Source organism: Natrinema soli (assembly GCF_028618695.1).
In genome coordinates this window covers 1-12,146 of record NZ_JAQIVI010000060.1, presented here as the reverse complement: position 1 = coordinate 12,146, position 12,146 = coordinate 1, and the positions used below count along the sequence as shown (strand labels likewise).

The window sequence follows — 12,146 nt, the reverse complement described above, 5'->3', positions numbered from 1 at the left end:
CGAGTGCAGGCCGAGAGCGAACGGCCCGAGCAGGGACGGGCCGAGACCAACGCCGACGCCGGCCGTGACGTCGCCGTGAAGGTCCGCCGCCCGGACATCGAGGACCTCGTCCGGGCCGATCTGCGGGTCATCAAGTGGTCGCTGCCGCTCCTGTTGTACTTCGTCGACGAGGCCCGGTCGTTCTCGCTCGAGAACCTCGCCGAGGAGTTCTCGAAGACGATTCGCGAGGAGATGGACTACGAGCGCGAAGCCGAGATGCTCGCCGAGATCCGGTCGAATTTCGCGGGCGACGATCGGTTTCTCATCCCGGCCGTGCTCGAGAGCCACTCCGGCCCGCGCGTGCTCACGATGGAGTACATCGAGGGGACGAAGATCAACGACGTCGAGGCACTCGAGCGAAAGGGGATCGACCGAACCGAGGTCGCGGAGAACCTCGAGCGAGCGTATCTGCAGATGATTATGGACGACGGGGTCTTCCACGCCGATCCGCACCCGGGCAACCTCGCGGTGACCGACGACGGCCGGATCGTCCTCTACGACTTCGGGATGTCGGGACGGGTCGACCCGTTCGTCCAGGAGAAGATCATCGAGTTCTACGTCGCCGTCGCCAACCAGAATATCGACGCGATCCTCGACGCGCTGATCGAGATCGGGACGCTCAGCCCGGACGCCGATCGGGGCGTGATGGCCGAGGTGATGGAGATCGCGATCCAAGACGCCCGCGGGGAGGACGTCGAGCAGTACCGCGTCAATCAGATCGTCGGCCAGATCGAGGACTCGATCTACGTGTTCCCCTTCCGGCTGCCGAAGAACCTCGCGCTCGTCCTCCGGGTCGCGACCGTCGTCGAGGGTGTCTGCGTCACCCTCGACGAGGACTTCGACTTCATCTCGACCGCGACCGACTACCTGACCGAGCAGGGGTATCGCGAGGAGTCTATCCGACAGTATCTCGACGAAACGGGCCGGCAACTCCGCCGGTCCGGCGAGTCGCTCACGCGGCTCGCGCCCAAGGCCGAGCGGGCGCTCGACCGCCTCGACCGCGACGACCTCTACGTCCGCATCGGCGTCGAGGACAAAGAGAACGTCTTCGATAAACTCGCCAGGCGGCTGGTCTACGGCATGTTGCTCACCATGTCGCTGTTCTCGATGGGCGTCCTCTACGCCCTCGAGGCACCCCGCGGATCGATCGTCGCCGCGATCTTCTCGGTGCTCGTCGCGATCCAGCTCTACCGGTCGTTTCGCTCGCCCACATCGATCGGCACCCGGCCGCAGTTCACGCGACAGAACCTGCGCCAGCGTCGCGGCGAGGAGTAACCGCACCGTTCATCGCCGGCCGTAACTGCAGCATCCATCGCCGGACGGAACCACAGCGTTCATCACCGATTGATACTCCGCTCGAGCGGAGTATCCGTCCCATAACAATAGCTTCCCTACCCGTTTGGGACGATAATGGCGACAGTACTGCTCGCAAATCCGAACGCCGAGGTCGTTAGCTCTGGCGAGCGACGCTGGATCCTCTGTGGAACACATCGGCGTGAGCTTCGGTCGGAGATCGAAGACGGAGCCGACTTTCGGGACATCAAAACGCGCCACGATTCGCTCCCCGGTGAAGGAACGTTCATCGTCCTCTCGGCGCGTGCGGACGAGCCGACGATCCGAGCCCACCGCGGGATTACGTCCGCCTACGAAGTGTTTTACTGTCTCGATTCGGGCGGCGAGCCCGTCCTGACCGATCTGTTCCGGAACGCGCTTGCCCGTCTCGAGCCCGCCGATCGGCGAGTTCCGTTCCGCGCGAAGGCCGATCACCTGCTCTATCGGACGACGCCGATCGACTCCTACGTCGAGCGGATCCACCGTCTGGGTCACGGCGAGACGCTCACGTGGACGCCCGGCGAGACGACACCGCAAACGGAACTGACAGAGACGCTCGAGCCCGAGTCCGGGCTCACGCCAGAGAACGCACACGACCGACTCGACGAGGTGCTGTCGGCGGTCTGTGACCCGATCGCCGACGAGGCGTCGCTCATGCTCTCCGGCGGCGTCGACTCGACCGTTCTCGAGCCCTATCTGACGGATCCGACCGAGAGCGTCACCGGCTCGTTCGACACGCCGGAACTGGAATTCGAACGGGAGTACGCCGACCGCGCCGCCGACCTCGTCGAGACCGATCGCGAGATCGTCGAGATGAGTGAATCGTCCTACCTCGAGCGGCTCGAGGCGGCCGTCGACGCGCTTGGGATGCCGCCCCATCAGCTCCAGACACCGACGTTCGACGGCATCTACCGCGAATACGACGGAAGCGACACGCTGGTCAGCGGACAGGTCGCAGACGCCGTCTTCGGTCTGAGTGATCAGCTCGAAGTCGCTCGGACGGTGTGGCGGACCCGCCATCTCCGGTACGCGCCGCCCGTGGTGGAGAAGCTTCAGCGGCACCGGTCGGAACTCGAGAAGCTCACCCGGCATCCGTCGGATCCGGACGGACAGGCGCTGCGCTTCGCGCTGTACACGGATCGACCGTCGGCCGTCGACGCGATCGGTCGCCGGGAATTCGAGCGGCGACAGCGGGAGCGCTACGAGTACGCGATGGATCGCGTTCCCGACGCGACCGGCGACGACTACGCCCGTCACGTCCACGTCGGCCAGTGGGTCGACTTCTTCTGCGAGGACGCCGTCACCGTCTGGCGACAGGCGGGCCTCGCGCGGGGCCGCGAGATGTACACGCCGTTTGCAGGGAAGGCGGTCGCCGAACTCGCCCTCGGCCTCGAGTCGCCGGAGCGGTACGTCCACGACGGCGAGCCCAAACACGTCCCGAAGAACCTGCTCGGCGAGTGGTATCCCGACTACGACCGGAGTAAGCCGAAAGGCAACGGCAACTTCCCAGCCGACCGGTTCCTGTCGTCGGGCCCCCTCGGGTCGGTCTTCGACCGCTACGACGTTCCCGAGTTCGCGCCGGATATTCAGGGCGAGATCGTCGATCACTCTCCCGGACTCGCGTGGAACCTGGCCGGCTACGCCGTCTGGCGCGATCGGGTCCTGCGGTCGGACGACCTCGAGCCCGCGCCACACAGTCGGATCGTATCGGTTTCCGATCGCGCGACCGCGCCGCGGTCCGATATCGGGTCGGTGTGAGCGGTCGACCGGCGAGACGGGGCACGCCGCAGCCCTCGAGCCGCCACAGCTGTGAAGCCGCTGGGCTACCCCACTCCCGACGCTGTCACAGCGGCCAACCTTCTTTCTGTAGCGGGTCGAACGAGCCGTATGGACTACGATCGAATCGCCGACCTGTCGCTGACGATCGAGTCGGTCGCGAGCGAGCGGCTCGAGCGCGAGACCTCGAGCGAGTTCACTCGCGTGACGACCGTCTTCTCGCTCTCGGGGCCGGATTCGGGCGACGGTGGCACGATCACGGGTCGCGGCGAGGACGTCACCTACGAAACCGACGACCACGACCGGCTGGCGGAGACGGGGCTTCCGGACCTCACCGGCGACTACACCGTCGGGTCGTTCTCCGAGCGGCTCGCGGACCTCGATCTCTTTCCGGGCGGCGAACCCGACCGCGAGGTGTTTCGGAACTACCGGCGATGGGGCCTCGAGAGCGCCGCGCTGGACCTCGCGCTCCGGCGAGCGGAGACGGATCTCGGGAGCATGCTGGATCGCAGCGCCGATCCCGTCCGGTTCGTCGCCAGCACTCGCCTCGGCGAGCCGCCGACCACCGACCGGCTCGAAATGTTGCGCGAGCGGGTCCCCGACCTCGAGTTCAAACTCGATCCCATCCGAGCGTGGGACGCAGATCTCGTCGCGGCCATCGAGGAGACGGTCGGCACCGATGCGGTCCGCATCCTCGATCTGAAGGGCCACTACGAGGGGACCGACGTCGACTCACCGGCGGATCCGGCGCTGTACGAGCGCGTCCTCGAGGCGTTCCCGAACGCCGTCATCGAGGATCCCAACCTGACCGACGAGACGCGGTCGCTCTTTGCGGATCCCGACGTTCGCTCCCGCGTCTCCTGGGACGCGCCGATTCACGGCCTGGCGGATATCGAGGCCCTGCCGTGGGAACCCGGTTGGCTGAACATCAAACCCTCCCGCTTCGGCTCGCTCGAGGCGCTGTGCGAGACGATCGCCCACTGCGAGGAGCGCGATATACGACTGTACGGCGGCGGCCAGTTCGAACTCGGCGTCGGCCGCGAGCAGATTCAGACGCTGGCGTCGCTTTGCTACCCCGACGGCCCCAACGACGTCGCCCCGCGGGCGTACAACGATCCCGCGGTCGAGAACGGGTTGCCCCGGAGCCCGCTCGAGCCACCGGCCGATCCCCTCGGATTCGGGTAGGAATCGACCTGTGTCGGTGAACTGCAACGACTGAGCGGAGCCCGTCAGCCACGCGAGGGCTCGGAGCAATCGACTCCGATATCGTGTCAACTGCTGCCGTAATCGGGCAGTAGAACTTTCGTCGTCCGTGTCTATCGAAGAAGTCCGGGTTGGACTGGATGGATGTGAGTTCCGCGGTCCAGCCTGGATGTGAGTTTTTACCCGGACATCCTTCCGGTAGGGATCACTCCTATGAAAATATATGGGTTTTCGACCGCCTGCGGCGAGTTCACGCGACCGTGGCTCGAGCACGACGATCGCCTGACATTGTCGATCGATCGGGACGGAGCGACCGATTCGGTGAGCCGACGGCCGGCCCACCCGAACCAGCGCTGTCCTCCCGTCTGGCATCCCTCCTCGTGCGATTCCCCGAACGAGTCGCGGCGAATTGTGACACTAACTGACATTCGGCAGTACAGCACACCGTACGCGCCCCAGCGGGCATTCCAAACGGTTTATGGCCGTCGGTTGATTACGCCGGGACATGGCGAAACAGCAGACCGAAGTTCGCGAACTCCAGGAGGGGAGCTACGTCATGATCGACGATGCGCCGTGTAAGATCAACGCCTACTCGACGGCGAAGCCGGGCAAACACGGCAGCGCCAAGGCTCGCGTCGAGGCCGAGGGCGTCTTCGACGGGAAGAAACGCTCGCTCTCCCAGCCGGTCGACGCGAAGATCTGGGTGCCGATCATCGAGCGCAAACAGGGCCAAGTCGTCTCCGTCGACGGCAACGACATGCAGGTCATGGACCTCGAGACCTACGAGACCATCACGATGCGCATCCCCGAGGACAAAGACGTCTCACCCGACGAAGATATCGAGTACCTCGAGATGGAAGACAACCGAAAGATCGTCTGATGTTCCCCGGGGCGACCGACGAACGCGAGGCGACCGACACGGCGGATCGATCCGATCGTGACGGCGATACCGGCGCGCGAGGCCGAACGGCCGACCGTGGCGGCGCGAACTTCGCGGTCGTCGGTGCGCCCCTGGACGCAACGACGACCTTTCAGCCGGGGGCCCGATTCGGGCCCCAGCGGATCCGATCTTTTGCGGAACCGTTCGACGATTACGACCACCGGACGGACCGGCGGTTTTCGGAACTCGGCGTCGTCGACCGGGGCGACGTCCGCGCGTGGAACGACGTCGAAGCGTACCTCGAGTATCTCACGAGCAGCCTGCGGGAGGCCGTCTGGAACGACACTGTCCCCCTGACGCTGGGGGGCGAACACACCGTCTCGCTCGCCGGTGCCCGCGCGGTTGAACCCGAGGTGTTCCTCTGTCTCGACGCGCATCTCGATCTGTACGACGCCTACGACGGCAATCCGCTCTCGCACGCCGCCGTGACGCGGCGGATCCTCGAGGACGTCGACTCCGTCGAGGAGGCAATCTTGCTCGGCGTCCGGACCGGCAGCGAATCAGAGTGGGACCGCGCGGCCGCGGACGACGTGACCGTCGTCCCGCCCGCGGAGGTCGATGCGTGGTCGCCCGGCGACCGACTCGCGGACCGCGAGGTCTATCTGAGCGTCGATATCGACGCCGCAGACCCCGGCTACGCGCCGGGAACCGGGACGATGGAGCCGTTCGGGCTCGAGCCCCGCGAACTCCGCGAAGTCGTCCGAGCCGTCGCCCCCCACGCTGACGGCTTCGACGTGGTCGAGGTCAACGACCGCGACGACGGCCAATCGGCCGCGCTGGCCGCGAAACTGGTGCGGGAGTTCGTCTTTTCGCACGTCGACGGGTGAACCGGACTCCTCGTTCCTCGTCAGCCAAGTGCGGTGGCGCGTGCTGAGCCGCAGTGAGCGATGAGCGAACTGCGGGTCGAACGCACGCGAGGGATGAGCGAGCGAACGCAGTGAGTGAGCGAATCGGTTGGGGAGGGTGTGGTCCCCCTAGTTGTCGCGATAGCAGAAAGCCGTTTTCAGGACGACCTCTCTCTGCGAGATGGATTTGAAATCTCCTCGAGCAAGAGCGCATGCTTTTCCGCTTCCAAACGAATCGCTCGGATATGATCGAGGCGACGCTGTGTTTCCCGCTCCGAGGTCACGATGCCGAAATCGATTGCGAGGTGCTCCTCATCGAGAAACGCCGCGGCCTCGGCGAGGGCTGGTACAACGGCCCCGGCGGGAAGTGCGAACCCGGCGAAACCCCTCGAGAATGCGCCATCCGCGAAACCCGCGAAGAGGTCGGCCTCGAGGTCACGGACCTCGAGAAGGCGGGCGAACTCACCTTTCTGCTCGACGACGAGGGGCACACCGTCTGTCACGTCTACCGCACGCGCTCGTTCGACGGCCAGCCGACTTCGTCCGAGGAGGCCCACCCGGAGTGGGTTTCCGTCGGGAACGTCCCATACGACCAGATGTGGGCGGACGACCGGCTGTGGCTGCCCGGCGTGCTCGAGGGAAAAACGGTGGTCGGGGAGTTCAGGTTCGAGGGCGGCGAACCGCTGGACGAGGCCGAATTCGTCGATCACGACCTCGAGTGGGACGTTTCGTTGTAATCGATAGTGGAGATGGTGACTCGAGTATCGAATTACGGTTTCAGTACGACCTTCCCCGAACTCTTCCGGTCCTCGATATACTGATGAGCCGCCGCTGCGTCCTCGAGCGCGAACGAGTCGCCGAGGATGATCTCGAGGTCGCCGCTCGCGAGTCCGTCGGTCAACTCGGGGACGGCTTTCATGACTCTGCCCGGATCGTGCACGGAGGCCTGGCCGAGGTGGAACCCTTTGACTGTCTTGTTCTCGAAGAGCAGTCGCTGGTTGCTCACCTCGGCGGGGACGCCGCTGGCGACGCCGTAGGTGACCATCCGCCCGAAGTGGCTCATCGCGTCGAGGCTGCGCTCGAAGACGTCGTCGCCGACGCTCTCGAGGACGAGATCGACCCCCTCGCCGTCGGTTTCCGCCTCGACGACCTCGCGGAAGTCCGTCTCGGTGTAGTTGATCGGGTGGTCGCAGCCGAGGTCCGAGGCGAGCTCGAGCTTTTCGGCGGTGCTCGCGGTGCCGAAGACCGTCGCGCCGGCGTTCGACGCGAGCTGGACGGCGGCCGTTCCGACCCCGCCCGCGGCGGCCTGGATCAGCACTGACTCGCCGGACTCGAGGCCGCCCCACTCGAAGAGACAGGCGTGGGCGGTGAGGAACTGGACGGGGAAGCCGGCGGCCTCCTCGAAGCTCATCGCCTCGGGTATCGGAAAGAGTAGCTGTGCGTCGACGGTGGTGGATTCGGCGTAGCCGCCGGTCGGGAGCATCGCGCCGACGCGGTCGCCGCGCTCCACGTCCTCGACACCGTCGCCGACGGCATCGACCGTTCCCGCGGCCTCCATCCCCGGCACGTACGGCGGCTCGGGACCGCCCGGATAGTGGCCGCGCCGTTGCATGATATCGGCGAAGTTGATCCCCGCCGCCTCGATATCGATGCGAACCTCGCCCGACCCCGGCTCCGGTCGCTCCGCGTCGATGACTTCGAGTCGATCGCTGTCACCGTACTCGATTACCTCGATCGCTTTCATACGAGATCCTATGCGGGAGTCCGCATAAAGCTCCGAGAACCGGAGTGAACGAACACTCCGTTGTGCGTTTCCCGGATCCGCAGCGGACCCGACTCGAGTCGACCCGACACGGATCCGGCGTCGGTTGCGACAGCGACGACTACAGGTGATCGATGATTTCGTCGGCGAACGTCGACAGCGCCGCCTCCCGGTCGTCGTTCCGGATGCCGACGATCGCGTGATCGAGCCCCATTGCCTCGAGTCGGCGGAAATACTCCCGGAACCACTCGATACCGGCCCGAAATCCGAGGTGCAGGTGCTCCGGGTCGGCCGTCGGATCGTCGGTCAACTCGACCTGAACGGCGATGACGAACGGCTTCTCCCCCGCGGCCTCGCGCCAGTCCGCGAGGTAGTCCTCCAGCGTCCGCTCGGGGAGGTGATAGAACAACCAGCCGTCCCCGTGCTCGGCGATCCACTCGCGGGACTGGCGGGCATGGCCGGTCGGAAGCAGCGGAATCGTCTCCGTCGTCGGCTTCGGGACGACATCGAGGTCCCCCTCGAGCGACCCCCACCGCCCCTCGAGTTCGGGGAACTCCTCGCGCCAGACCGTCCGGAGGGCCTCGACGGACTCGCGGAACAGGTCGCCGCGCTCCTCGCGGTCGACGCCGAAGGCGGGGTACTCGGGGTCGCGGTCGCCGGAGGCGACGCCGAGGACGAGCCGTCCGTTCGAGAGTTGGTCGACGGTCGCCGCGGACTTCGCGACGTGGATGGGATGGCGGAGCGTGAGGACGATACTCGAGGTGCCGAGCGCGACGTCGTCGGTGTGGGCCGCGACGTGCGAGAGCCACGGCCAGGTGTCGAACGTTTGGCCCGAATCGCCGAATTTCGGCCAGTAGGTAGGAACGTCTCGCGCCCACAGACCGTCGAAGCCGACCGCCTCCGCGTGTTTCGCGAGGTGGAGTTCGTCCGCGACGGTCGGCTGCGAGCGGTTCGCTCCCGTCAGCGGAAAGCCGACACCGAAGGTCAGACCGTCGCTCTCGAACAGTCGTCTGTAGCCCGCATTTTCGTGTCCATCGGCAGGCATTCGCTCGTGCTATCGGACGGAGCCCTATGACGATATCGGACGAAGCCAGTCGTCTTCGACGGCGCTGTCGGAGTGATGTCTCGAGAGGGTCGTCAGTCGTCGGCGGAACAAAAAGTGGGAAATTCGAGTCGCGGATCGGCAGCCGAGTCGTCGTCTCCGATCAGTCGTCGGCGGGCGCGGCACCGCTGCCGCCTTCGGCCTGGTCTTTCGTCCAGGCGAGCTTGCCACCGGCGGCGAGGATTGCGCGCTCGCGTTCGGAGGCGTCGAGCGTTGCGGTGTACTCCTCATCGCCAACGCGAACCGTGAACTCTTCCTGTCCGCTGGTGACGGCGTCGTAGACGTCGTCGACGATCTCGACGTCGTCGCCCTGATCGATGTTCTCGTAGGTGTCCTCGTCGATCGTCAGCGGGATGATCCCGAAGTTGAAGAGGTTCGCGCGGTGGATGCGTGCGAAGCTCTGTGCGAGGACGCCCTCGATACCGAGGTACATCGGACACAGCGCGGCGTGCTCACGCGAGGAGCCCTGCCCGTAGTTCTCGCCGGCGACGAGGAAGCCGCCGTCGGCCTCGAGCGCGCGGTCGGCGAAGGTGTCGTCGACGCGCGAGAGGGTGAACTCGGAGAGCTTGGGGACGTTCGACCGGTACATCAGGATGTCCTGCGTCGCGGGAATGATGTGGTCGGTCGTGATGTTGTCCTCCATCTTCAGGAGCGCCTCGCCCGAAATGTCGGCGTCGAGCTGGTCCTTCAGCGGGACGTCGCCGATGTTCGGGCCCTTGATGAGCTCGTCGTCGACGGCCTCGTCAGGACTGATGAGGTCCGTCTTGGAGCCGTCGTACTCGTCGGGGAGCTCGACGCCGGGTGCCTCGAGGTCGCCGACTTCGTCCGCCAGGTTCCGCGGGTCGATAATTTCGCCCTTGATCGAGGCGGCGGCGGCGACCTCCGGCGAACAGAGATAGACGTTGTCGTCTTCGATCCCGGAGCGACCCTCGAAGTTGCGGTTGAAGGTTCGCAGCGAGACGGAGTCCGAGGAGGGGACGTGACCGATGCCGATACAGGCACCGCACGTCGCCTCGGAGAAGTTGACGCCGGCAGCCATCATCTCCGCGACCCAGCCCTCGCGGGCGAGCATCTCGGAGGCCTGCTTTGAGCCGGGTGCGACGATCGTCTCGGTCTCCATCGACGTCTCGCGTCCCTCGAGCATCTTGGCGACGGGGAGGATGTCCTCGTAGCCGCCGTTCGTACAGGAGCCGACGATGACCTGCTCGACGGATTCGCCTTCAACTTCGCTGACGGGAACGACCTTGTCCGGCATCGAGGGCTGTGCGATCAGCGGCTCGAGGTCGGAGAGGTCGACGACGATCTCGTCGTCGTAGTCGGCGTCGTCGTCGGGCTGGAGCTCGACGTACTCGTCGCCGCGGCCGACGCGCTCGAGGTAGTCCTCGGTCTGGTGGTCGGTCGGGAAGATCGACGTCGTCGCGCCGAGTTCCGTTCCCATGTTGGTGATGGTCATCCGCTCGGGTGCGGTCAGGCTCTCGACGCCCGGACCGGTGTACTCGAGGATCTTGCCGACGCCGCCCTTGACGCTCAGTCGGCGGAGCAGCTCGAGGATGACGTCCTTCGCGGTGGCCCACTCGGGGAGCTCGCCCTCGAGGCGAACGCTGACGATCTCGGGCATCTCGATGTAGTACGGTGCGCCGCCCATGGCGACGGTGACGTCGATCCCGCCGGAGCCGATGGCGAGTTCGCCGATTCCACCGGGCGTCGGGGTGTGGCTGTCGGAACCGAGCAGCGTCTTCCCGGGTGCTGCGAAGTTCTCGCGGTGGACGTTGTGGCAGATACCGTTACCGGGTCGAGAGAAGTGAGCGCCGTATGTACCGGCCGCAGAACGCAGGAAACGGTGGTCGTCGGTATTCTTAAAGTCGAACTGATATGTCTGGTGGTCGCAGTACTGCGCTGCGATCTCGGTCTGGACCTCGTCCAGCCCCATGGCTTCGAACTGGAGCCAGACCATGGTCCCGGTCGTATCCTGGGTAAGTACCTGGTCGATCTCGATTCCGATCTCCTCGCCGGTCTCGAGTTCGCCCTCGACGAGGTGGTCGTCGAGAATCTTTTCGGTGAGAGTCTGTCCCATAGCACCCTGAACTCGGCCGTCCGTCCTGATAAATCCAGCGTGTTTCTGTGAGCGATGACCGCCGTATGGGGGTCCGAAACGGGGGGTTTCGAGTAAGTATTGCCGATTGAGTGGCCGTTTGTCAGTCGGGGCGTTCACCCTCGTCATCCGCCGGCCACAGGGACGGCAGCTCCCGTTTCAATCCGGGATCGTCGTGTCGATTGGTACCGACCCATCGAGCCGTCGCGAACGGATACGTTTTTCCCGTCGCCGCGGCCTTACGCCAACAGACATGTTCCGTTCCGGTGGCTTCGTCGCCGACCACGTCTCGCCGACGACCGACGCGCAGGTCCAGCCCAACGGCGTCGATCTCACTGCCGACATCGTCTTCGAGCAGCTGGAACCGGGTCGCATCGGCCGGGACGGCAAACAGATCGGCGACCGCGTCGCCCGCCCGCTCGAGGAACTCGAGGAGGCCGATCCCGACACCTACTACCTGCCGACGGGGAGCTACGTCGTCCGCTACGGCGAACGGATCGCGATCCCGGAGGGCCACGTCGGCTTCGTCTATCCGCGGTCGTCGCTCATGCGCAACTCCTGTATGCTCAATACGGCGGTCTGGGACGCCGGCTACGAGGGACGGGGCGAGGGGCTGTTGCAGGTCCACCACGACATCGAACTCGAGCGCGGCGCTCGAATCGCCCAACTCGTCTTCGCCGAAGCCGACCACGAGGACGTCTACGAGGGGAGCTATCAGGGCGAAAACCTCGAGTAGGCGGTCGCCGAAGCGGCCGCCACACGTGCCGGGTGCCGGTTCGCGTACCGTTTTTGCCGTTCCCCGCGTCCGCTCGAGTGACATCCGATGATGGCGACCACCCACGTGTTCACCGGGCTCGCAGCCGTCGCCCCGATCGCATACGTCGTCCCCGAGTTCGGAGTCGCGCTGGCGGTCGGTGCGATCCTCGGCGGGCTCGCCCCCGATTTCGACCTCGTCCGTACACATCGGCGGACGCTACACTTTCCCGTCGCCGGGCTCGCGGTTGCCATCCCTGCGGTCGTCCTCGCCGCCGTCGCCCCCTCGACTCTCACGCTCG

Annotated in this window: 10 protein-coding genes and 1 pseudogene; 8 read left to right on the top strand and 3 right to left on the bottom strand. The window is 65.8% G+C overall.

Going from position 1 to position 12,146, the window contains the following annotated elements; translation table 11 throughout:
* The 6 genes from PGX04_RS03925 to PGX04_RS03900 all read left to right on the top strand — a co-directional run.
* A partial coding sequence (locus PGX04_RS03925; protein WP_273737312.1) for an ABC1 kinase family protein occupies window positions 1–1,314 on the top strand: 1,314 nt, incomplete at its 5' end.
* Window positions 1,315–1,449: 135 nt separating this feature from the next.
* Window positions 1,450–3,129: an asparagine synthase-related protein gene (locus PGX04_RS03920; protein WP_273737311.1), complete on the top strand. Its 1,680-nt coding sequence runs from the start codon at window positions 1,450–1,452 to the stop codon at window positions 3,127–3,129.
* A gap of 129 nt (window positions 3,130–3,258) precedes the next feature.
* Window positions 3,259–4,332 (top strand): enolase-like domain-containing protein, encoded by a 1,074-nt coding sequence (locus PGX04_RS03915; RefSeq protein ID WP_273737310.1) that lies wholly within the window; start codon window positions 3,259–3,261, stop codon window positions 4,330–4,332.
* Window positions 4,333–4,855: 523 nt separating this feature from the next.
* Window positions 4,856–5,230 carry a translation initiation factor IF-5A gene (locus tag PGX04_RS03910; RefSeq protein WP_098725471.1) on the top strand — a complete coding sequence of 125 codons (375 nt, stop codon included), beginning with the start codon at window positions 4,856–4,858 and terminating at the stop codon, window positions 5,228–5,230.
* The gene (gene speB / locus PGX04_RS03905) at window positions 5,230–6,117 is read left to right on the top strand and encodes an agmatinase (RefSeq protein WP_273737309.1); all 888 of its coding nucleotides are present in this window, start codon (window positions 5,230–5,232) and stop codon (window positions 6,115–6,117) included. Before PGX04_RS03910 ends, speB begins: the two co-directional genes overlap by 1 nt.
* A gap of 263 nt (window positions 6,118–6,380) precedes the next feature.
* Window positions 6,381–6,872, top strand: a complete 492-nt coding sequence (locus PGX04_RS03900; RefSeq protein WP_273737308.1) for an 8-oxo-dGTP diphosphatase — start codon at window positions 6,381–6,383, stop codon at window positions 6,870–6,872.
* Window positions 6,873–6,904: 32 nt separating this feature from the next.
* On the opposite strand, the gene PGX04_RS03895 is transcribed toward PGX04_RS03900, so the two are convergent.
* The 3 genes from PGX04_RS03895 to PGX04_RS03885 form a co-directional block, all read right to left on the bottom strand.
* Window positions 6,905–7,879 (bottom strand): quinone oxidoreductase family protein, encoded by a 975-nt coding sequence (locus PGX04_RS03895; RefSeq protein ID WP_273737307.1) that lies wholly within the window; start codon window positions 7,877–7,879, stop codon window positions 6,905–6,907.
* A gap of 139 nt (window positions 7,880–8,018) precedes the next feature.
* Window positions 8,019–8,942: an LLM class oxidoreductase gene (locus PGX04_RS03890; RefSeq protein ID WP_273737306.1), complete on the bottom strand. Its 924-nt coding sequence runs from the start codon at window positions 8,940–8,942 to the stop codon at window positions 8,019–8,021.
* A gap of 160 nt (window positions 8,943–9,102) precedes the next feature.
* Window positions 9,103–11,073, bottom strand: a complete 1,971-nt coding sequence (locus PGX04_RS03885; protein ID WP_273737305.1) for an aconitate hydratase — start codon at window positions 11,071–11,073, stop codon at window positions 9,103–9,105.
* 271 nt (window positions 11,074–11,344) lie between these two features.
* Here PGX04_RS03885 and PGX04_RS03880 point away from each other — a divergent pair, with 271 nt between their 5' ends.
* Both PGX04_RS03880 and PGX04_RS03875 read left to right on the top strand, forming a co-directional pair.
* Window positions 11,345–11,827 carry a deoxyuridine 5'-triphosphate nucleotidohydrolase gene (locus tag PGX04_RS03880; protein ID WP_273737304.1) on the top strand — a complete coding sequence of 161 codons (483 nt, stop codon included), beginning with the start codon at window positions 11,345–11,347 and terminating at the stop codon, window positions 11,825–11,827.
* Window positions 11,828–11,914: 87 nt separating this feature from the next.
* Window positions 11,915–12,146: pseudogene (locus PGX04_RS03875) on the top strand (metal-dependent hydrolase); the annotation flags it as partial.